The 22241-nt window shown below is 64.3% G+C and carries 18 protein-coding genes; 6 read left to right on the plus strand and 12 right to left on the minus strand.

Features of this window, described 5'->3' with window-relative positions; translation table 11 throughout:
• Positions 1-7: 7 nt before the first annotated feature.
• Both E8E95_RS18620 and E8E95_RS18625 read right to left on the minus strand, forming a co-directional pair.
• Positions 8-1012 (minus strand): ArsJ-associated glyceraldehyde-3-phosphate dehydrogenase, encoded by a 1005-nt coding sequence (locus E8E95_RS18620; RefSeq protein WP_280352636.1) that lies wholly within the window; start codon positions 1010-1012, stop codon positions 8-10.
• Between the two features lie 56 nt (positions 1013-1068).
• Positions 1069-1425, minus strand: a complete 357-nt coding sequence (locus tag E8E95_RS18625) for a metalloregulator ArsR/SmtB family transcription factor (RefSeq protein ID WP_280352638.1) — start codon at positions 1423-1425, stop codon at positions 1069-1071.
• 553 nt (positions 1426-1978) lie between these two features.
• Between E8E95_RS18625 and E8E95_RS18630 the strand changes: the two genes are divergently transcribed.
• Positions 1979-3655: an MFS transporter gene (locus E8E95_RS18630; RefSeq protein ID WP_280352640.1), complete on the plus strand. Its 1677-nt coding sequence runs from the start codon at positions 1979-1981 to the stop codon at positions 3653-3655.
• 69 nt (positions 3656-3724) lie between these two features.
• On the opposite strand, the gene cmk is transcribed toward E8E95_RS18630, so the two are convergent.
• The 7 genes from cmk to mtnA form a co-directional block, all read right to left on the minus strand.
• Positions 3725-4411 (minus strand): (d)CMP kinase, encoded by a 687-nt coding sequence (cmk, locus tag E8E95_RS18635; RefSeq protein ID WP_077522065.1) that lies wholly within the window; start codon positions 4409-4411, stop codon positions 3725-3727.
• Positions 4408-6651, minus strand: coding sequence for a bifunctional prephenate dehydrogenase/3-phosphoshikimate 1-carboxyvinyltransferase (locus E8E95_RS18640; RefSeq protein WP_280352642.1), 2244 nt, complete (start codon positions 6649-6651; stop codon positions 4408-4410). Before E8E95_RS18640 ends, cmk begins: the two co-directional genes overlap by 4 nt.
• Positions 6644-7756: a histidinol-phosphate transaminase gene (gene hisC, locus E8E95_RS18645; protein ID WP_280352644.1), complete on the minus strand. Its 1113-nt coding sequence runs from the start codon at positions 7754-7756 to the stop codon at positions 6644-6646. The genes E8E95_RS18640 and hisC overlap by 8 nt, the downstream gene beginning before the upstream one ends.
• A 79-nt stretch (positions 7757-7835) precedes the next feature.
• Positions 7836-8933, minus strand: a complete 1098-nt coding sequence (pheA, locus tag E8E95_RS18650) for a prephenate dehydratase (RefSeq protein ID WP_174235598.1) — start codon at positions 8931-8933, stop codon at positions 7836-7838.
• The gene (gene serC, locus E8E95_RS18655) at positions 8930-10015 is read right to left on the minus strand and encodes a 3-phosphoserine/phosphohydroxythreonine transaminase (protein WP_280352646.1); all 1086 of its coding nucleotides are present in this window, start codon (positions 10013-10015) and stop codon (positions 8930-8932) included. The genes pheA and serC overlap by 4 nt, the downstream gene beginning before the upstream one ends.
• Before the next feature lie 99 nt (positions 10016-10114).
• Complete coding sequence (gene gyrA / locus E8E95_RS18660; RefSeq protein ID WP_280352648.1) at positions 10115-12883, minus strand: DNA gyrase subunit A; 2769 nt, start codon at positions 12881-12883, stop codon at positions 10115-10117.
• 243 nt (positions 12884-13126) lie between these two features.
• Positions 13127-14203 carry an S-methyl-5-thioribose-1-phosphate isomerase gene (mtnA, locus tag E8E95_RS18665; protein ID WP_280352650.1) on the minus strand — a complete coding sequence of 359 codons (1077 nt, stop codon included), beginning with the start codon at positions 14201-14203 and terminating at the stop codon, positions 13127-13129.
• Positions 14204-14315: 112 nt separating this feature from the next.
• Here mtnA and E8E95_RS18670 point away from each other — a divergent pair, with 112 nt between their 5' ends.
• From E8E95_RS18670 to E8E95_RS18690, 5 genes are all read left to right on the plus strand, one after another.
• On the plus strand, positions 14316-15641 hold the full coding sequence (locus E8E95_RS18670; protein WP_280352652.1) for a TRZ/ATZ family hydrolase: 1326 nt from the start codon (positions 14316-14318) through the stop codon (positions 15639-15641).
• A gap of 21 nt (positions 15642-15662) precedes the next feature.
• Positions 15663-16361, plus strand: coding sequence for a bifunctional 2-polyprenyl-6-hydroxyphenol methylase/3-demethylubiquinol 3-O-methyltransferase UbiG (gene ubiG, locus E8E95_RS18675; RefSeq protein ID WP_280352654.1), 699 nt, complete (start codon positions 15663-15665; stop codon positions 16359-16361).
• On the plus strand, positions 16358-17038 hold the full coding sequence (gene mupP, locus E8E95_RS18680) for an N-acetylmuramic acid 6-phosphate phosphatase MupP (RefSeq protein WP_280352656.1): 681 nt from the start codon (positions 16358-16360) through the stop codon (positions 17036-17038). The genes ubiG and mupP overlap by 4 nt, the downstream gene beginning before the upstream one ends.
• 28 nt (positions 17039-17066) lie before the next feature.
• Complete coding sequence (locus tag E8E95_RS18685) at positions 17067-17807, plus strand: YciK family oxidoreductase (RefSeq protein WP_280352658.1); 741 nt, start codon at positions 17067-17069, stop codon at positions 17805-17807.
• A gap of 241 nt (positions 17808-18048) precedes the next feature.
• The gene (locus E8E95_RS18690; RefSeq protein ID WP_280352660.1) at positions 18049-18975 is read left to right on the plus strand and encodes a GGDEF domain-containing protein; all 927 of its coding nucleotides are present in this window, start codon (positions 18049-18051) and stop codon (positions 18973-18975) included.
• 104 nt (positions 18976-19079) lie between these two features.
• On the opposite strand, the gene rluB is transcribed toward E8E95_RS18690, so the two are convergent.
• The 3 genes from rluB to E8E95_RS18705 form a co-directional block, all read right to left on the minus strand.
• Positions 19080-20516 carry a 23S rRNA pseudouridine(2605) synthase RluB gene (rluB, locus tag E8E95_RS18695; protein WP_280352662.1) on the minus strand — a complete coding sequence of 479 codons (1437 nt, stop codon included), beginning with the start codon at positions 20514-20516 and terminating at the stop codon, positions 19080-19082.
• A gap of 110 nt (positions 20517-20626) precedes the next feature.
• Positions 20627-21415, minus strand: coding sequence for an SMC-Scp complex subunit ScpB (scpB, locus tag E8E95_RS18700; protein WP_280352664.1), 789 nt, complete (start codon positions 21413-21415; stop codon positions 20627-20629).
• Positions 21416-22114 (minus strand): ScpA family protein, encoded by a 699-nt coding sequence (locus tag E8E95_RS18705; RefSeq protein WP_280352891.1) that lies wholly within the window; start codon positions 22112-22114, stop codon positions 21416-21418.
• Positions 22115-22241 lie beyond the last annotated feature (127 nt).

Genomic DNA, 22241 nt, shown 5'->3' on the forward strand with positions numbered 1-22241 from the left:
TCCCTGGTTACTCCGCCGTGCCGACCAGACGGGCCAGCTCCACCGCACGATTGGCATAGCCCCACTCGTTGTCGTACCAGGCGTAGAGCTTCACCTGGGTGCCGTTGACCACCAGGGTCGACAGCGCATCGATGATCGAGGAGCGCGGGTCGGTGCGGTAGTCGATGGACACCAGCGGCCGTTCTTCATAGCCCAGGATGTTCTTCAGCGGGCCGTCGGCTGCCGCCTTGAGCAGGGCATTGACCTCTTCCACCGTGGTCGCGCGCTCCACCTCGAACACGCAGTCGGTCAGCGAAGCATTGGCCAGCGGTACGCGCACCGCGTGGCCATTCAGCTTGCCGCGCAGCTCGGGGAATATCTCGGCAATGGCGGTCGCCGAACCTGTAGTGGTGGGAATCAGGCTCATGCCCGAGGCGCGAGCGCGGCGAAGGTCCTTATGAGGTGTATCGAGGATGCTCTGCGTATTGGTCAGGTCGTGGATGGTGGTGATCGAACCGTGGCGAATGCCGAGGTTTTCGTGGATCACCTTGACCACCGGGGCGAGGCAGTTGGTGGTGCAGGACGCGGCGGTAACGATGCGGTGCTGCGCCGGGTCGAACAGGTGCTGATTGACGCCCATGACGACGTTCAGCGCGCCCTTTTCCTTGACCGGCGCGCAGACGACCACGCGATTCACGCCCTGGTCCAGGTATGTCTGGAGCACAGCGACCGTTTTCATCTTGCCGCTGGCCTCGATCACCAGGTCGCAGCCGCTCCAGTCGGTGTCGGCGATGGCCTTGTTGGCGGTGACCTGGATGCGCTTGCCGCCGATCACCACGCAATCGCCATCACTGCCTGCTTCGTGCTGCCAGCGCCCGTGCACCGAATCGAAGTTCAGCAGGTGGGCTTGGGTGGCGGCGTCGCCGGCCGGGTCGTTGATATGGACGAACTCCAGCTCGGGCCAGTCCCATGCAGCGCGCAGCGCCAGGCGACCGATACGACCGAAACCGTTGATACCGACTTTGATGCTCATGCTGGTGTTCTCGTAAGACTGTCAGGATGAAATGGAACGGGGACTCTGGCGTGCGCTCAGCAGCAGGCGGCGGCGCGCTCGGGACGGCCGCCCATGCCATCCAGCCGCTTCGAATCGGGACTCAGCCAATGCGTGTTGGCCTCCAGCGCCGTTCTCAGCACCGCATGTACCCAATCGGGGAGGTTGGGATGCAGGCGGTAGTACACCCATTGCCCCTGGCGGCGATCCGCCAACAAGCCGCAGGTGCGCAGTTGCGCCAGGTGCCGGGAAATCTTCGGCTGGCTCTCATCCAGGGCGCAGGTGAGCTCGCAGACGCACAACTCCTCCTCGCGGGTGATAAGCAGCATCAGGCGAACACGGGTTTCGTCGGCCAGGCATTTGAAAACGGCGGTCGGGGTCAGATGGTCGGTCACGGCGCTCACCAGATTGCGTGCCCGAAGGATCGCATATATGGAATTTCAAATATATGGATTTTCAAATATGCATCGAACCCGGCTGGAGGCGCCTTTCGTAGGATGGGTTGAGGCCACGAAACCCATGCGGTTCGGGAATTCGCAGGCTCGACTTTTCCGTGGGGCAACTGCGTTGCCTCTAGCGAATGAATTCGCCCCCACAGGATTGGACCAGTGGGGCGCATCGTGCTCCGCAAAAAAACTGGGAACACCACGCGGCGCTTTGCGGTCATCTGCATTGAGCCCTGCGCCAGCACCGTTCGGGATGTCGGCTGGAAGTGTGCAGGGCTGGTGGCAATGCGCCGGTTCTCGTACCCGAACTCAATAGGGGCGGCGAGTGGATATCTGCGAGAGGGTGATTATTCTTCTCAAGAACCTTGCATGTTCTGCGAGGTTGTCTGTCTGTTTTCACGCTTTGCGTAATCCGTAATCCGATGGCATCAGCCCTACGGCCTGAGTGCGGCAGCGGTTCTGGATACTCCGGCCAACAAAAAGAACAAGACGGAGAAGACTCATGGCGACAATAGACGAAACATCCACGGGCAATACGCCCCACCGCGGGATAACCAAGGAGGAGCGCAAGGTCATCTTCGCCTCGTCCCTGGGTACCGTATTCGAGTGGTACGACTTCTACCTCTACGGTTCGCTCGCCGCGATCATCGCAAAGCACTTCTTCGCGGGCGTCAACGAAACCACGGCCTTCATCTTCGCCCTGCTCGCCTTCGCTGCGGGCTTCGCGGTGCGTCCCTTCGGCGCCATCGTATTCGGCCGGCTGGGCGACATGATCGGGCGCAAGTACACCTTCCTCATCACCATCGTGATCATGGGTATCTCCACCGCAGTGGTGGGCATCCTGCCCGGCTATGCCACCATCGGTGTGGCGGCGCCGATCATCCTGATCACCCTGCGTCTGCTGCAAGGCCTGGCGCTGGGTGGCGAATATGGCGGCGCGGCGACCTATGTGGCGGAGCACGCGCCACAGGGCAAGCGTGGTTTCTTCACGTCCTGGATCCAGACCACCGCAACCCTCGGCCTGTTCCTGTCGCTGCTGGTGATCCTCGCCTGCCGCAAGTTCCTCGGCACCGAAGCCTTCGAGGCCTGGGGCTGGCGGATTCCGTTCCTGCTGTCGATCCTGCTGCTGATCATCTCGGTGTACATCCGCATGCAGCTCAGCGAGTCGCCGGTGTTCGTGAAGATGAAGGCCGAAGGCAAGGCGTGCAAAGCGCCGCTGACCGAGTCCTTCGCCCGCTGGGACAACCTGAAGGTGGTGATCATGTCGCTGCTTGGCGGCACCGCCGGCCAGGCCGTGGTCTGGTACACGGGGCAGTTCTATGCGCTGTTCTTCCTGCTGCAGATGCTCAAGATCGATCCGCAGACAGCGAACCTGCTGATCGCCGGCTCGCTGCTGATCGGTACGCCGTTCTTCATCGTGTTCGGCAGCCTGTCGGATCGCATCGGCCGCAAGAAGATCATCATGGCCGGCTGCATCATCGCGGCGCTGACCTATTTCCCGATCTTCCACGCGCTTACCCAGTACGGTAACCCTGACGTGTTCGCTGCGCAGGAGAAGAACCCGGTCACCGTGGTCGCCGATCCCGACCAGTGCTCGTTCCAGTTCGACCCGGTGGGCAAGGCCAAATTCACCAGCTCCTGCGACATAGCCAAGAGCCTGCTGGCGAAGAAGGCCATTCCCTACAAGAACGAGAAAGCCGAGCCGGGCGCGCTTGCCCAGGTCCGCATTGGTGACAAGGTGCTGCCGAGCTTCGAAGGCACCGGCATGCCGGCTGCTGACTTCAAGGCCCAGAACGACGCGTTCACCGCCACCCTGGGCGCTGCGCTGAAGGACGCGGGCTATCCGGAAAAGGCCGACCCGGCGAAAACCAACTACCTGATGGTGCTGCTGCTCCTGACCATCCTGGTGATCTACGTGACCATGGTGTACGGCCCGATCGCGGCCTGGCTGGTCGAGCTGTTCCCGGCGCGCATCCGCTACACCTCGATGTCGCTGCCCTACCACATCGGCAACGGCTGGTTCGGCGGCTTCCTGCCCACGGTGTCGTTCGCCATGGTGGCGGCCACGGGTGATATCTACTACGGGCTCTGGTACCCCATCGTCATCGCGGTGATGACAGCCATTCTCGGCACGCTGTTCTTGCCCGAGACCAAGGACCGGGACATTCGCCACACCTGAGGTCGCTTCTTTCCGCGCCAACAAAAAAGCCGCAGTCATTGACTGCGGCTTTTCTGTTGCGGCCGGGACTCAGTCGTCCAGGCCGAGGGCGGCGAAGGCTTCGAGAATCTTGCTCTGGACTTCGTCGATGCTGAGGCTGGTGGAGTCGAGGATGATCGCATCTTCGGCCGGCTTCAGCGGAGCAACCGAGCGCTGGCTGTCACGCTCGTCGCGCTCCTGGATTTCCGTCAGCAGGGCGACCTGATCGGCCTCCATGCCCTTGCCCTTGAGCTGCAGGTAGCGACGACGGGCGCGCTCTTCGGCGCTGGCGGTGAGGAAGATCTTCAGCTGCGCCTGCGGGAACACCACGGTGCCCATGTCGCGGCCGTCGGCCACCAGGCCAGGGGCCTCGAGGAAGGCGCGCTGGCGTTGCAGCAGGGCTTCGCGCACGGCAGGCAGAGCGGCGACCTGGGAGGCACCGGCGCCGACCTGCTCGGAGCGGATCACGTCGGTGACATCTTCACCTTCCAGCACGATGCTCTGGCCACCGCCGGTCTTGGCGTTGAACTGCACGTCCAGGTGAGCGGCCAGGACCTTGAGGGATTCCTCGTTGGTCAGGTCGACGCCGTGATTGCGCGCGGCGAAGGCCAGCAGGCGGTACAGCGCGCCGGAGTCGAGCAGGCGCCAACCCAGGCGCTTGGCCAGCAGGCCGGCGACGGTGCCCTTGCCGGAGCCGCTGGGTCCGTCGATGGCGATCACGGGCACGTTGGCGCTCATGCCTTGCCCTCTTCCGCTACGCGAATGCCGGACTGGGCCGCGAGGCCGAGGAAGTTCGGGAACGAAGTGGCGACGTTGGCGCAGTCATGGATGCGGATCGGCGCACTGGCACGCAGCGAAGCCACGCTGAAGGACATGGCGATACGGTGGTCGCCGTGGCTCCAGACTTCGCCGCCGCCGATGGGACCGCCTTCGATGATGATGCCGTCCGGAGTCGGCTCGGCCTTCACACCCAGGGCCAGCAGACCGTCGGCCATGACCTGGATGCGGTCGGATTCCTTCACGCGCAGTTCTTCCGCGCCACGCAGCACGGTGCGACCTTCGGCACAGGCGGCAGCGACGAAGAGGACCGGGAACTCGTCGATGGCCAGCGGTACCAGGTCTTCGGGGATGTCGATGCCCTTCAGCTTGGCCGCACGCACGCGGAGGTCGGCAACCGGCTCACCGCCCACTTCACGCTGGTTCTCCAGGGTGATGTCGCCGCCCATCAGCTTGAGGATGTCGATGACGCCAGTACGGGTCGGGTTGATGCCGACGTGTTCCAGCACCAATTCGGACCCTTCGGCGATGCTCGCAGCCACCAGGAAGAAGGCGGCGGAGGAGATGTCGGCAGGCACTTCGATGCGCGAAGCACTGAGTTTGTGGCCGCTTTCGACGGTGGCGGTATTGCCGTCCACCTTCACCGGGTAGCCAAAGCCTTGCAGCATGCGCTCGGTGTGGTCGCGGGTCGGTGCCGGCTCGGTCACGGCGGTTTCACCGGCGGCATAGAGGCCGGCGAGCAGCAGGCAGGATTTCACCTGGGCGCTGGCCATGGGCATTTCGTAGTTCATGCCGGAGAGGCGCTGGCCGCCACGGATGGTCAGCGGCGGACGACCTTCTTCACCGGTCTCGATCACCGCGCCCATTTCACGCAGCGGCTTGGCCACGCGATTCATCGGGCGCTTGGACAGCGAGGTGTCGCCGGTCAGCGTGGTGTCGAACGGCTGGGCCGCCAGCAGGCCGCTGAGCAGGCGCATGGAGGTACCGGAGTTGCCGAGGTACAGCGGGCCGGGCGGCGGCTTCAGGCCGTGCAGGCCAACGCCGTGGATGGTCACGCGGCCGTGGTGCGGCCCCTCGATGACCACGCCCATGTCGCGGAAGGCCTGCAGGGTCGCCAGGGCGTCTTCGCCCTCGAGGAAGCCTTCGACCTCGGTGGTGCCTTCGGCCAGGGAGCCGAGCATGATGGAACGGTGGGAAATGGACTTGTCGCCCGGTACGCGAACACGGCCGGCGAGTTTGCCACCCGGCTGCGCCAGGTAAATCAGATCGTTATTGTGCATGGCGTCCACATAGGCCCTGCGGGCCAGGATTTTGCTGAAATGCTCGCGGGCGAAGCGGGCGCGCGTGAACACGCCCAGCAGTTCATGCCCGTCCCCTGCGTCGACCGCGCCGCGCAAGGCGTCGAGATCATCGCGAAATGCGTCCAGGATGCGCAGTACGGCCTCGCGGTTGGCGAGGAAGATGTCGTGCCACATCACCGGGTCGCTACCGGCGATCCGCGTGAAGTCGCGGAATCCACCAGCGGCATAACGGAAGATTTCCAGATTCTCGCTGCGCTTGGCCAGCGAGTCGACCAGCCCGAATGCCAGCAGGTGCGGCAGGTGACTGGTCGCGGCGAGCACCTCATCGTGATGCTCGACCTCCATGTGTTCAACGTCCGCTCCCAAAGCGCGCCAGAGCTGATCGATGCGCTGCAGGGCCGACGGATCGGTGTTTTCCACCGGGGTGAGGATGACCTTGTGGCGGCGGAACAGGCTGGCATTGGCAGCTTCCACCCCGCTCTTCTCCGAGCCGGCGATGGGATGACCCGGCACGAAGCGCGCCGGCATGCCGTCGAAGACCTTGCGCGCCGCGCGCACCACATTGCCCTTGGCGCTGCCGACATCGGTGAGGATGGCATTGCCCAGGTCCAGTCGAGCCAGTTCGGCGAGGAGCTTTTCCATGGCGAGGATGGGTACGGCCAGCTGGATCACATCGGCACCGCGGCAGGCCGCAGCGAGGTCACTCTCGCAGCGGTCGACCACGCCGGTTTCGACGGCGATGCGGCAGGACTCGTGATCCTTGTCCACCCCTACCACTTCGGCGAACAGGCCTTTCTCGCGCAGCCCCTTGGAGAAGGAGCCGCCAATCAGGCCGAGGCCGATCACCACCAGGCGCCCGAAGATAGGGGCGCCCTGTTGCAGGGTCATGACATCAGCCACGGCCAAGCACCTTGGCCAGTGCGTCCAGGCAGCGGGTGTTCTCGGCCGGCAGGCCGATGGAAACGCGCAGGAATGTGGGCATGCCGTAACCGGCCACCGGGCGCAGGATCACGCCTTCACGCAACAGGCCCTGGTTGATCGGGGCGGCGTCACGGCCGAAGTCGACGGCGATGAAGTTGCCCTTGGAGGGAATCCAGCTCAGGCCCAGGGCGCGGAAGCCCTCTTCCAGCTGGATCATGCCGGCATCGTTGACGCGGCGGCTTTCGGCCAGGTACTCGGCGTCGTCAAGGGCGGCGCAGGCCGCGGCCAGGGCCAGACTGTTGACGTTGAACGGCTGGCGTACGCGGTTCAGCACGTCGGCCACCTGGGCGCTGGACAGGCCGTAGCCCACGCGCAGCGAAGCCAGGCCGTAGGCCTTGGAGAAGGTGCGCGACACGAGCAGGTTCGGATAACGGGCCAGATAGTTAAGGCCGTCGGGCAGTTCTTCGCCTTCGGCGTACTCGATGTAGGCCTCGTCCAGCACCACCAGGACGTTTTCCGGGACCTTGGCGAGGAAGTCTTCCAGCGCGGCCGGACCGAACCAGGTGCCGGTGGGGTTGTTCGGGTTGGCGATGAACACGACGCGGGTGTTCGCGTCGATGGCCGCCAGCATGGCCGGCAGGTCATGGCCGAAGTCTTTGGCCGGAACCACCTTGCCGGCAGCGCCCACGGCCTGGGTCGCAATGGGGTACACGGCGAAGGCGTGCTCGCTGAACACGGCATTCAGGCCCGGCGCCAGGTAGGCACGGGCGACCAGGTCGAGAATGTCGTTGGAACCGTTGCCCAGGGTGACCTGCGCCGGGGTCACGCCACAGCGCTCGGCCAGGCGGCGTTTGAGCTCGAAGCCATTGCCATCCGGGTAGCGGGTCAGTTCGGCAAGCTCGTTGCGGATCGCTTCGAGGGCCTTGGGGCTCGGGCCGAGGGGGTTCTCGTTACTGGCCAGCTTGACGATGCCGGCCGGGTCGAGATCCAGCTCGCGGGCCAGTTCATCCACCGGCTTGCCGGGTACGTAGGGCGAAAGTTTCTGCACGCCCGGTTGGGCAAGGGCGAGGAAGTCACAGCTCATGGATTCAGCCTCAACTACGGGCTAGGGGCCGCCGTGGCGCGCCCCAACCCAGGCTGGAGCGCGACGGCCCGTCGCGAATTCAAAGCACCGCTTTGGGGTAGGAACCCAGCACCTTCAGGGCAACGGCTTCCTGGTTGATCTTCTCCAGCACGTCCTTGATCAGCGGGTCGCGGTGGTGGCCTACGAAGTCGATGAAGAACACGTAGGTCCACTTGCCGCTGCGGGACGGGCGGGTCTCGATGCGGGTCAGGTCGATACCGTTGTTGTGGAACGGAACCAGGAGTTCATGCAGGGCGCCCGGCTTGTTGCGCATGGAGACGATGATCGAAGTCTTGTCGTCGCCGGTGGGCGGCACTTCCTGGCTGCCGATGATGAGGAAGCGAGTGGAGTTGTCCGGACGGTCCTCGATCTTCTCGCAGAGCTTGGTCAGGCCGTAGAGGCTGGCCGCCATGTCACCGGCGATGGCCGCGGAGTTCCATTCGCTCTTCACCCGCTTGGCGGCGTCGGCGTTGCTGGACACCGCCACGCGCTCGACATTCGGGTAGTGGGCGTCCAGCCACTTGCGGCACTGGGCCAGGGACTGGGCATGGGAATAGATGCGGGTGATGTTGTCGGTCTTGGTGTTCTCGCCCACCAGCAGGTGGTGGTGGATGCGCAGCTCGACCTCACCGCAGATCACCATGTCGTGCTCGAGGAAGCTGTCCAGGGTGTGGTTCACCGCGCCTTCGGTGGAGTTCTCCACCGGCACCACGCCGAAGTTGACCGCACCGGCGGCGACTTCGCGGAACACTTCGTCGATGGCGGCCATCGGCGAGCTGATCACCGCGTGGCCGAAGTGCTTGAGCGCCGCAGCCTGGGTGAAGGTGCCCTCCGGACCGAGGTAGGCAACCTTGAGCGGCTGCTCGAGGGCCAGGCAGGAGGACATGATTTCGCGGAACAACCGCGCCATCTCTTCGTTGTCCAGCGGGCCCTGGTTGCGGTCCATGATGTGCTTGAGGACCCAGGCCTCGCGCTCGGGACGGTAGAAGACCGGCTTCTCGCCTTCCGGCAGGGCAGCCATCTTCACGCGCGCCACGTCCTGGGCGCAGCGAGCGCGCTCGCTGATCAGATCGAGGATCTTCTCGTCGAGGCTGTCGATGCGCAGGCGCAGCGCCTTGAGTTCTTGCTCGGACATCAGCCGCGCTCCTTCTCGAACTCCGCCATGTAGGCCACCAGGGCTTCGACGGCATCGAGGCCAACGGCGTTGTAGATGGACGCACGCATGCCGCCTACCGAACGGTGGCCCTTGAGGTTGAGCAGGCCACGGGCGTCGGCACCGGTGAGGAAGTCCTTGTCCAGGCGCTCGTCAGCCAGACGGAACGGAACGTTCATCCACGAGCGGGCGTTGACGGCGATCGGGTTGGTGTAGAAGGCGCTCTTGTCGATGTAGCCGTAGAGCAGTTCCTTCTTCGCCTTGTTGCGTTGCTCCATGGCCTCGACACCGCCCTGCTCTTTCAGCCACTCGAAGACGAGGCCCGAAAGGTACCAGGAGAAGGTGGCCGGGGTGTTGTACATGGAGCCGTTATCGGCAGCGACCTTGTAGTTGAGCATGGTCGGGCAGTTGGCGCGGGCGCGACCGAGCAGGTCCTCGCGGACGATGACCACCACCAGGCCACTCGGGCCGATGTTCTTCTGCGCGCCGGCGTAGATCATGCCGAAGCGGGAGACATCAATGGGGCGGGAGAGGATGTCCGAAGACATGTCCACCACGAGGGGTACGTCACCGACTTCCGGAATCCAGTCGAACTGCAGGCCGCCGATGGTTTCGTTGGAGGCGTAGTGCAGGTAGGCGGCGTCTTTCGACAGCTGCCATTCGTTCTGGCCGGGGATGGCGAAGTAGTCATAGCCCTTGGCGCTGGCGGCAACGTTGACGCGACCGAAGCGGCTGGCTTCCTCGATGCTCTTCTTCGACCAGATGCCGGTGTCGACGTAGTCGGCAACGCCGTTCTCGGGCAGCAGGTTCAGCGGAATCTCGGCGAACTGCTGGCTGGCACCGCCCTGGAGGAACAGCACCTTGTAGTTCGAGGGAATGGACAGGAGGTCGCGCAGGTCCTGCTCGGCCTTCTCGGCAATGGCAACGTAATCGTCGCTGCGGTGGCTCATTTCCATGACGGACAGGCCTTTGCCTTGCCAGTCGAGGAGTTCCGCCTGGGCGCGTTGCAGAACAGCTTCCGGAAGCGCGGCCGGGCCGGCGCAGAAGTTAAAGGCTCGCTTGCTCACATCCATTCTCACTGGGTAGCGCGGGGGCACCAGTGCCCCCGCAAATTGTTACCTACCGAATGGACAGGCCGGCGATGGCCTGCCCGGTTCTAACAACTATTACTCGTCGCCAGCCGGTTGCGCGTCGTCCTGCTGAACGTCGCTCGCTTCGGCATCGGCTACGGCGTCGATCTGCACTTCGCCTTCCAGCTCTTCGTCCTCGTCGCCGCCGGACGGCTCCTGGACGCGTTCCAGACCGACCAGGGTTTCGTCCTTGGCCAGTTTGATCAAGGTCACGCCCTGGGTGTTACGGCCGGAGCTGGAGACTTCGTCGACGCGAGTACGCACCAGGGTGCCCTGGTCGGAAATCAGCATGATTTCCTCGCCGTCCTGCACCTGGATGGCGCCGACCAGCTTGCCGTTACGCTCGTTGATGACCATGGCGATCACACCCTGGCCACCGCGACCACGACGCGGGAACTTACCGAGACCAGTGCGCTTGCCGAAGCCACGCTCCGATGCGGTGAGGATCTGCGCGCCGGATTCGGGGATCAGCATGGAAATCAGCTGCTGCTCCTTGCCCAGGCGCATGCCACGCACGCCACGTGCGGTACGGCCCATGGTGCGCACCATGCTCTCGGCGAAGCGGATCACCTTGCCGGCGCTGGAGAACAGCATGACTTCCTTGGCGCCGTCGGTAATGGCGGCAGCGATCAGGGTGTCACCTTCGTCCAGGCGCAGGGCGATCAGGCCACTGGAGCGGGGCTTGCTGAACTGAATCAGCGGAGTCTTCTTCACGGTACCGAAGGCGGTGGCCATGAAGATGTAGGCACCGGTGGGTTCGGCGACCAGCTCAGGGGTATCGCCTTCGATCTCTTCGACCTCAGGCTCCACTACCTCGCCTTCGAGCACAACGCCCTCGGCCTCGTCGAGGTCGTCTTCGTCACCCGCCTCGCGCTGCAGGGCTTCCAGGTCGATCTGGAGCATGGCGGTGATGCGCTCGCCCTCATCCAGCGGCAGCAGGTTGACCAGCGGACGGCCACGCGCGGTACGCGATGCTTCCGGGATTTCGAAGGTGCGCAGCCAGTAGACCTTGCCCTTGCTGGAGAACAGCAGGAGCGTGGCGTGGCTATTGGCGACCAACAGGTGTTCGACGTAATCCTCGTCCTTCACGCCAGTAGCCGACTTGCCCTTGCCGCCACGACGCTGTGCCTGGTAGGCAGCCAGCGGCTGGGACTTGGCGTAGCCGCCGTGGGAGATGGTGACGACGCGCTCTTCTTCGGTGATCAGGTCGGCGATGGTCAGGTCCACCTGGGACGCGACGATCTCGGTGCGGCGGGCGTCGCCGAACTCCGCCTTCACCTTTTCCAGCTCCTCGCGGATGACTTCCATCAGGCGCTCGGGGCTGGTGAGGATGCGGATCAGCTCACCGATCAGGGTGAGGATTTCCTGGTACTCGGCCAGCAGCTTCTCGTGCTCCAGGCCGGTCAGGCGGTGCAGGCGCAGTTCCAGGATGGCCTGGGCCTGTTCCGGGGACAGGTAGTACTTGCCGTCGCGCAGGCCGTACTGCGGGTCCAGGTCTTCCGGACGGCAGGAATCGGCGCCGGCGCGCTCGACCATAGCTTCCACGGCACTGGATTCCCAGGCGGTGGCGATCAGGCGTTCCTTGGCCTCGGCCGGAGTCGGCGAGGCTTTGATCAGCTCGATCACCGGGTCGATGTTCGACAGGGCGACCGCCTGGCCTTCGAGGATGTGGCCACGTTCACGGGCTTTGCGCAGCTCGTAGACGGTACGGCGGGTCACCACTTCGCGGCGGTGACGGATGAACACTTCGAGCATGTCCTTCAGGTTCAGCGTGCGCGGCTGGCCATCGACCAGGGCCACGACGTTGATACCGAAGACGCTCTGCATCTGGGTCTGGGAATAGAGGTTGTTCAGCACCACCTCGCCCACTTCGCCACGACGCAGCTCGATCACGACGCGCATGCCGTCCTTGTCGGACTCATCACGCAGCTCGGTGATGCCTTCGATCTTCTTCTCTTTCACCAGCTCGGCGATCTTCTCGATCAGACGCGCCTTGTTCAGCTGGTAGGGCAGCTCAGTGACGATGATCTGCTGACGACCACCGCCCTTTTCCATGTCTTCGATTTCGGCGCGGGCGCGTATATAGATGCGGCCACGACCGGTACGGTACGCCTCGATGATGCCGGCGCGACCGTTGATGATGCCCGCAGTCGGGAAGTCCGGACCGGGGATGTACTGCATCAGCTCGTCGACCGTGAGGTCGCCGTTGTCCATCAGCGCCAGGCAGCCGTCGATGACTTCGCTGAGGTTGTGCGGCGGGATGTTGGTCGCCATGCCCACGGCGATACCGCTGGAACCGTTGACCAGCAGGTTGGGGATCTTGGTCGGCATGACCGCGGGAATCTGTTCGGTGCCGTCGTAGTTGGGCACCCAGTCCACGGTTTCCTTGTCCAGGTCGGCCAGCAACTCGTGGGCCAGCTTGGACATGCGCACTTCGGTGTATCGCATGGCCGCGGCGTTGTCGCCATCCACCGAACCGAAGTTACCCTGGCCGTCCACCAGCATGTAGCGCAGCGAGAAAGGCTGGGCCATACGGACGATGGTGTCGTAGACCGCGGTATCACCGTGCGGGTGGTACTTACCGATCACGTCACCCACGACACGGGCGGACTTCTTGTAGGGTTTGTTCCAGTCGTTGCCCAGCTCGCTCATCGCGTAGAGAACGCGACGGTGCACTGGCTTCAGGCCGTCGCGCGCATCCGGCAAGGCGCGCCCGACGATCACGCTCATCGCGTAGTCGAGGTAGGACTGTTTCAGCTCGTCTTCGATATTGACCGGGAGGATTTCTTTGGCCAGTTCGCCCATGAGAAGCCTGGTTCCTTTTTCTGATGAAACTCCGCCCCTCTCGTCCTGAGCGGCGCGAAGCTCGTCACTGCGGCCAGATGCTGCAGCGACTCACGACAAATCAACGAGTTAAGCCAAGGATCTGTGCAATTGGGCCGCCTCAACAGAGGGGCGGCAATAACTGCCGGAGCTTACCACAGTCACTGCCTTGCACCTACCCCGCCGGGCGGCCGACCGGCAGGGTGAAAATGCCGCACCAGCGCCTCAATGAAGGCGCTTGCGACACATCAGCTGGGCCATCTTGGCGGCGTCGGGACGCTCGACCACACCTTTCTCGGTCACGATGGCATCGATGAGGTCAGCCGGAGTCACATCGAACACCGGATTGACCGCATGAACCTCGGCTGCAACGCGACGGCCGCCCAGGTCCAGCAATTCGGAACCATCACGCTCTTCGATCGGAATGTCGTCACCGCTTTCCAGGGACATGTCGATGGTGGAACTGGGCGCTACCACCATGAAGCGCACGCCGTGGTGCATGGCGTTGACCGCCAGCTGATAGGTGCCGATCTTGTTGGCCACATCGCCATTGGCAGTGATGCGGTCGGCCCCGACGATCACCCAGGTGATTCCTGCGGTCTTCATCAGGTGGGCCGCAGCGGCGTCGGCATTGAGGCTCACCGGCACGCCTTCGTTGGCCAGTTCCCAGGCGGTCAGGCGTGCACCTTGCAGCCAGGGACGCGTTTCGTCGGCATAGACGCGCTCCACCAGGCCATCCAGGTGGGCGGCGCGGATCACCCCGAGGGCGGTGCCGAAACCGCCGGTCGCCAGGGCGCCGGTATTGCAGTGGGTCAGCAGCGCCTGCGGGCTGCCCTGATGCTTGCGAATCAGCTCCATGCCCAGCTGGGCCATGGTCAGGTTGGCTTCGCGATCGCTCAGGTGGATGGAAACGGCCTCAGCCTCCAGCGCCTGCAGCGGGGTTTCGCCATCCCGCACGCGATCCAGGCGCTCGCGCATGCGGTTCAGCGCCCAGAACAGGTTGACCGCCGTCGGCCGCGACTCCGACAGCACCTTGAAGTCCGCTTCCAGCGCCGCGCGCCAGTCACCTCCTTCGGCGATACGGGCGCGAGCCCCCAGCACCACGCCGTAGGCGGCACTGATGCCGATGGCTGGCGCACCGCGCACCACCATCTGCCGGATCGCCTGAGCCACGCCTTCGGCGGAATCGTAGGACAGCCAGACTTCCTCGGCAGGCAGCACGCGCTGGTCGAGCAAATGAAGTACGCCGTCACGCCAGTCGATCGCCTTGACCTTCTCGGCTGCTAACAGTTGTTCACGCATCGACCACCTCGCCACCCGTAACTCGCGGAAAAACCGCAGATTATAGCGAGCCGGAGGTCTTCTGGCTCGGGTATACTGCGGCCACTTCGATTTGCGCCCAGGATGCGCCTCCATGCCCAGTGCCAATGCCCCGCTCGACCTGCTCCTGCTCCCATCCTGGATCGTCCCGGTAGAACCCGCCGGCGTGGTGCTGCGGGATCACGCGTTAGGCATCCGCGACGGTCGCATCGCCCTGCTCGCCCCTCGGGACGTGGCACTGCGCGCCGAGGCTCGCGAGCGTCGTGAACTGCCGGGCATGCTGTTGGCCCCCGGCCTGATCAACGCTCACGGCCACGCAGCAATGACCCTGTTCCGCGGACTGGCCGACGATCTGCCGCTGATGACCTGGCTACAGGAACACATCTGGCCTGCCGAGGCCAAGTGGGTCGATGAGACTTTCGTCCGCGACGGCACCGAATTGGCGGTAGCCGAGCAGATCAAGGGCGGCATCAGCTGCTTCTCCGACATGTATTTCTTCCCGGCCCAGTCCAGCGCGGTCATCCACACCGCCGGCATCAAGGCACAGCTGGCGATTCCGGTGCTGGATTTCCCGATTCCCGGCGCCGCCGACTCCGCCGAGGCCATTCGCCGCGGCATCGAGCTGTTCAGCGACCTCAAGCACCACCCGCGCATCAAGGTCGCCTTTGGCCCTCACGCACCCTACAGCGTCAGCGATGACAAGCTGGAGAGTATTCGCGTGCTGGCAGAGGAACTGGATGCCGGCATTCATATGCACGTCCAGGAAACCGCCTTCGAGGTCCAGCAGAGTCTGGAACAGCGCGGCGAGCGCCCCATGGCCCGCCTGTCGCGCCTCGGCCTGCTGGGACCACGGTTCCAGGCAGTGCATATGACCCAGGTGGACGATGCCGACCTGGTCCTGCTGGTGGAGAGCAACAGCAACGTGATCCACTGCCCTGAATCCAACCTCAAGCTGGCCAGCGGCTTCTGCCCGGTCGAACGCCTGTGGCAGGCCGGCGTGAACGTCGCCGTCGGCACCGATGGCGCGGCCAGCAACAACGACCTGGACCTGCTCGGCGAGACCCGTACGGCCGCGCTGCTGGCCAAGGCGGTAGCCGGTTCGGCCAGCGCTCTGGATGCCCATCGCGCACTGCGCATGGCCACCCTGAATGGCGCCCGGGCTCTCGGGATCGACCAGGACACCGGCTCCCTGGAAGTGGGCAAGGCTGCGGACCTCGTAGCCTTCGATCTTTCCGGGCTGGCCCAGCAACCGGTCTACGACCCGGTTTCCCAACTTATCTATGCCACCGGGCGCGATTCGGTGCGGCACCTCTGGGTCGACGGCAGGCAACTGCTGGACGACGGCCGCCTGACGCGCCTGGACGAAGAGCGCCTGGGCGCCACTGCCCGCGCCTGGGGCGAACGCATCGCCGGCCGCTGAATTCTGTTTCGAGGACATCCCATGACCAACGTCGATCACGTCGAAATCGCCAAGTTCGAGGCCCTCGCCCACCGCTGGTGGGACCGCGAGAGCGAGTTCAAACCCCTGCACGACATCAACCCCCTGCGGGTCAACTGGATTGACGAACGCGTCAAGCTGGCCGGCAAGAAAGTGCTGGATATCGGCTGCGGCGGCGGCATCCTCAGTGAATCCATGGCCCAACGCGGCGCCACTGTGACTGGCATCGACATGGGTGAAGCACCGCTGGCAGTCGCCCAGTTGCACCAGCTGGAATCCGGCGTGCCGGTGGAATACCGCCGCATCACCGCCGAAGCCCTGGCCGCCGAGATGCCTGGCCAGTTCGACGTGGTCACCTGCATGGAAATGCTCGAGCACGTGCCGGACCCGGCCTCGGTAATCCGCGCCTGCTACACCCTGGTCAAGCCGGGCGGACAGGTGTTCTTCTCCACCATCAATCGCAATCCCAAGGCCTACCTCTTCGCCATCGTCGGCGCCGAGTACGTCATGCGCCTTCTGCCGCGCGGCACCCACGACTTCAAGAAGTTCATCCGCCCCTCCGAGCTGGGCGCCTGGAGCCGCGTCGCCGGTCTTTCGGTGAAGGACATCATCGGCCTGACCTACAACCCGCTGACCAAACACTACAAGCTGGAAGCAGACGTCGACGTCAACTACATGATCCAGACCCTGCGCGAGGAATGACCGGCATGCGCCTTCAAGCGGTACTTTTCGATATGGACGGCACCCTGCTCGACTCGGCGCCGGACTTCATTGCCATCTGCCAGGCCATGCTCACCGAACGCGGCCTGCCGCCCCGGGACGAGAAAGCGATTCGCGACGTGATCTCTGGTGGCGCCCGCGCCATGGTGGCCTGCGCCTTCCAGATGGACCCGGAAGCGCCGGAGTTCGAGCCCCTGCGTTTGGAATTCCTGGAACGCTACCAGCAGCATTGCGCCGTGCTCACCCGCCCGTTCGACGGCATCGACGAACTCCTGGCGGACATCGAACAGGCCAAGCTGATCTGGGGCGTAGTGACCAACAAGCCGGTGCGCTTCGCCGAACCCATCATGGAGCAACTCGGCCTGGCCGGACGCTCCGCCGTGCTGATCTGCCCCGACCACGTGAAGAACAGCAAGCCGGACCCGGAAATGCTGCTGCTCGCCTGCAGCAAGCTGAACCTGGACCCGGCCAGCGTGCTCTTCGTTGGTGACGACCTGCGCGACATCGAATCCGGCCGTGCCGCCGGCACCCGTACCGCCGCGGTCAGCTATGGCTACATCCACCCGAGCGACAACCCCGCGCACTGGGGTGCCGACGTCGTGGTCCACCATCCGCTCGAACTGCGCGCCGTGCTCGACCGCGCGCTGTGCAGCTGCTGAAACTGGCAGCGCCCCGAAGGAGATTCACATGTTCCAGTATTCCGCCCGCCCCGACCTGCTCAAGGATCGGGTCATCCTGATCACCGGTGCCGGTCGTGGCATCGGCGCCGCCGCCGCCAAGACCTTCGCCGCCCACGGCGCCACCGTGCTCCTGCTGGGCAAGACCGAAGCCAGCCTGAACGCGGTGTACGACGAAATCGAAGCCGTTGGCCACCCGCAACCTGCCGTGATCCCTTTCAACCTGGAAACCGCCCAGCCGCACCAGTACGACGAGCTGGCGGCGACGCTGGAAACGGAGTTCGGCCGCATCGATGGCATCCTCCACAACGCCTCGATCCTCGGCCCGCGCACGCCCATCGAGCAGCTCTCGGGCGACAATTTCATGCGCGTCATGCAGGTCAACGTCAACGCCATGTTCATGCTGACCAGCACCCTGCTGCCGCTGCTGAAGCTGTCCAAAGACGCCTCGGTGGTCTTCACCTCCAGCAGCGTTGGCCGCAAGGGACGCGCTTACTGGGGCGCCTATGCGGTATCCAAGTTCGCCACCGAGGGCCTGATGCAGGTCCTGGCTGATGAAGTGGACGGCATCGCCAGCGTGCGCTCCAACAGCGTCAACCCCGGCGCGACCCGGACCGACATGCGCGCCCAGGCCTATCCCGGAGAAAATCCTGACAACAATCCGGAACCCGCCGAAATCATGCCTGTCTACCTCTATCTCATGGGGCCAGATAGCGCTGGTGTTAACGGCCAGGCTTTCGACGCGCAATGACTTCCCTCCGCGGCGGTCATTCGACCGCCGCAGCCTCCGCCAGACTCCCGGCGGCTCTTCCCTGTGACCGGCATCACATTGCCATGATTTTGCCAGTAAGCCGGCAACGGCTTGCCGCACGACGTGGCAGTAAACAGCTAAGCACCTGAAACTAAAGCAATTTTTACTGCCAAAAGGCTCCTGGCACGAAAATAGCTCTATCCCCTGGTGTCGTCGCATAGTGCGTCAGAGGTTCAACTCAATGGTTCCTCCCTCCCAGTCCAACACCATCGATTTCGATGCCGCGAAACTGCAGCGCCTCGGCTTCTCCGGCAAGCGCCAGCCCAAGCTGGGGCCACTCAGCCTGGCCGAACTGCGTCGCCAGCTGAGCCTGCAATTGCAGACCAGCCTGGAGGTGGAACGCATCGTCAGCCTGTTCTTCAGCGAAGTGCAGCGCCTGGTCCCTCTCGACGCCCTGGCCTACCAGCATCAGAGCAGCGATCTGCGCCTCGAGTTTGGCAGTCGCTCCAGCCACTCTGCGGGCTATCGCCTGACTCACGAAGGCGAGTACCTGGGCGAGTTGATCTTCCGCCGCAACCTGCGCTTCGACGAACACGAACTCAATCAGCTCGAATCCCTGCTATCCACCCTGCTCTTCCCGCTGCGCAATGCGCTGCTCTATCGGGCCGCAGTCCAGAGCGCCCTGCGCGATCCGCTGACCGATACCGGCAATCGCATCGCCATGGAGCAGACCCTGCAGCGCGAAGTGGACCTGGCCCGTCGTAATCTGCAGCCGCTGTCGGTGCTCATGCTGGACATCGACCACTTCAAGCGCATCAACGACGAGCACGGCCACGGCACCGGCGACGAAGTGTTGAAAGCGGTGGCCAACACGCTCAAATCGCGCCTGCGCAACGTCGACATGGTGTTCCGCTTCGGTGGCGAGGAATTCCTCGTATTGCTCTCCGGCACCTGCCGCGACGCAGCCGCAATGGTGGGCGAACGCCTGCGCATGGGCATCCTCGAGCTGCAATGCCTGGTTCAGGGTCACCCGCTGGACCTGTCCATCAGCCTGGGTTGCGCCACCTTGCTGCCGGCGGAATCGGTGGAAAGCCTGCTGCGCCGTGCGGACAACGCCCTGTACGTGGCCAAGCGCGAAGGCCGCAACCGGCTGTCGATGGCAGGGTAATCGTCGCCCTGGCCAATTGTGGGGGCGTCAATCGCGAATGAATTCGCTCCCACGGAGCAAAAAAGAAGGGGCTCATCCGAGCCCCTTCTTCTTTTTGCCTTCGATCAGCGCTTGCGACCGAATCCCGGACGCTGGCCATCGCCACCTGCAGGCCCACTGCGTTTGTGCTGCGGGCGCTGGGGCTTGCGAGCCGGACGGTCGGCCAGCTCAACGGCCGGACGCTCGCCCTGGGGCTTGGCCGGACGCTTCTTGTTCACATCACGCGGACGATCGGCCACGGGCGTGCCACGGGGAGCACGAGCCGGGCGCTCATCACCGTCGCGACGCGGACCACGGGCAGGACGCTCACCGCCTTCGCTACGCGGACCACGAGCCGGACGCTCATCACCCTCGCGACGTGGACCACGAGCCGGACGCTCATCACCTTCGCGACGAGGACCACGGGCAGGACGCTCACCACCCTCGCTGCGCGGACCACGAGCCGGACGCTCATCGCCCTCGCGACGCGGACCACGGGCAGGACGCTCATCACCTTCGCGACGCGGACCACGGGCAGGACGCTCGCCACCTTCGCTACGCGGACCACGAGCCGGACGCTCGCCACCCTCGCTGCGCGGACCACGCGCCGGACGCTCATCACCTTCACGACGCGGACCACGGGCCGGGCGTTCGTCGTCATCACGACGCGGCGCACGAGCACCAACCGGCTTGGCCGACTTGCGCTGCAGGCGATCCAGCTTTTCGCGGAACTTGCCTTTCATGGACGGCAGGGCCACCGGCGTCAGGCCGACTTCGGTGCTGAGGATATCCACCTCGTTCTGGCTCATTTCGCGCCAGCGACCCATGGTCAGGTCGGAAGTGATGAACACCGGACCGAAACGCACACGCTTGAGGCGGCTGACCACAAGACCCTGGGACTCCCAGAGACGACGTACTTCGCGGTTACGACCCTCCATCACCACGCAGTGATACCAGTGGTTGAGACCTTCGCCGCCGGGGGCTTCCTTGATGTCGGTGAACTTGGCCGGGCCGTCGTCGAGCATCACGCCCTTCTTCAGGTTCTCCAGCATTTCCTCGGTGACTTCACCACGCACGCGCACCGCATATTCGCGGTCCATCTCGTAGGAAGGGTGCATCAGGCGGTTGGCCAGTTCACCGTCGGTGGTGAACAGCAGCAGGCCGGTGGTGTTGATGTCCAGGCGACCGATGTTGATCCAGCGGCCGGCCTTGAGGCGCGGCAGGCGCTCGAATACGGTGGCGCGGCCTTCCGGGTCGTCGCGGGTGCAGACTTCGCCTTCGGGCTTGTTGTAGATCAGGACACGGCGGACGCTTTCGACTTCTTCTTCGCGCTTGAGCAGGCGACCGTCGACGCTGATGGCGTCATGGGTGTCGACGCGCTGACCAAGGGTAGCGATCTCGCCATTGACCTTGACCCGACCTTCAGTGATCCACGCCTCGATATCGCGGCGCGAGGCCAGACCCATGCGGGCCAGGACTTTCTGCAGTTTTTCCCCTTCGGGGCTGAATTCGACTTCACTCATCTGGGCACCTCCCGGTGTATCAGTAAAAAGGCCGCGCATCATACGCGGCCGGTGGCACTCAGGCTAGTTGAGCAAAGTCCTGACGTCAGCCCGTCCGCTGACCGGTGGCGTCAGTGCAGGGTTTCGTCTGGCAATGACTCGTCATCTTCTTCGGCGGTGACAGCGGCCGCTTCGTCATCTTCGGCAAGCAGCATGTCGTCGAAGTCAGTCTTCAGGCCTTCTTCCATGACGTCCAGTTCGGCCAGCAGCGAACGGAAGCTGGTTTCCTCACGCGGCTCGGCCGACAACTCAGCGTCGACGCGAGCCTGCAGACCTTCAGGAACCGGTGCATCGCCATCATCCAGGGCCAGCACAGGCTCGGGCTCCAGCTCGCGCAGCGCGGCCAGCGGCGGCAGATTTTCGAGGCTTTTCAGGTTGAAGTGATCGAGAAAAGCGCGGGTGGTGGCGAACATCGCCGGCTTGCCAGGTACGTCGCGATAGCCGACCACCCGAATCCACTCGCGCTCCAGCAACGTCTTGACGATCTGGCTATTGACCGCAACACCGCGGATATCCTCGATCTCACCACGTGTGATGGGCTGTCGATAGGCCACCAGGGCCAGGGTTTCCAGCATGGCGCGGGAGTAGCGCTGCGGGCGCTCCTCCCAGAGCCGCCCGACCCAGGGGGAAAAACGCTCGCGAACTTGCAGGCGGTAGCCGGAGGCCACCTCGCGCAGCTCGAAGGCGCGCTTTTCGCAACTCTTGGCCAGAATGGCCAACGCGGAACGGATCACCGACAACTCGGGGCGCTCGGCCTCTTCGAAGAGTTCGGCCAGTCGCTCCAGCGACAGCGGCTTTCCTGATGCCAGGAGGAAGGCTTCCAGCAGCGAGGCAAGTTCTTTGGGGTCGTTGAGGTTCATCTACTCGGCCCTGGCGCGCACGTGGATGGGGGCGAAGGGTTCATTCTGCACGAGCTCCACCAGCTGTTCCTTGATGAGCTCCAGCACCGCCATGAAGGTGACCACGACTCCGAGACGGCCTTCCTCCATTGTGAACAGGGCGACGAAGGGTACGAAGGCGCCCCCCTTGAGCCGCTCCAGCACTTCGCTCATGCGCTCCCGGGTGGACAATGCTTCGCGGGTGACCTGGTGGCTTTCGAACATGTCGGCACGGCGCAGCACTTCGGCCATGGACAACAGCAGTTCTTCCAGGGCGACGTCCGGCAACAGCTTGCGCGCCCGCGCCTCCGGCGCATCGAGGCGCGGAACGGTGACATCACGTCCCACCCGGGGCAGTTGGTCGATACCTTCGGCTGCGGCCTTGAAGCGTTCATATTCCTGGAGACGGCGAATCAGCTCGGCACGCGGATCGTCTTCCTCTTCTTCCGCTTCGTTCGAGCGCGGCAGCAGCATGCGCGACTTGATCTCGGCCAGCATGGCGGCCATTACCAAATACTCGGCGGCCAGCTCCAGACGCACCGACTTCATCAGCTCGACATACGCCATGTACTGGTGGGTGATGGCTGCCACCGGGATATCGAGGATGTCGATGTTCTGCTTGCGGATCAGGTACAGCAGCAGGTCGAGCGGGCCTTCGAAGGCTTCGAGGAAGACTTCCAGCGCATCCGGTGGGATATAGAGGTCCTGTGGCAGCTCGGTGACCGCCTGACCATAGACCAGGGCGAAAGGCAGCTCCTGTTGGGCGCCCGCCTGGCTGTCGTGCCCCTCGGATGGCGGCGTGTTCTGC

This window comes from Pseudomonas sp. BN414 (assembly GCF_029871275.1).
Classification (GTDB): domain Bacteria; phylum Pseudomonadota; class Gammaproteobacteria; order Pseudomonadales; family Pseudomonadaceae; genus Metapseudomonas; species Metapseudomonas resinovorans_C.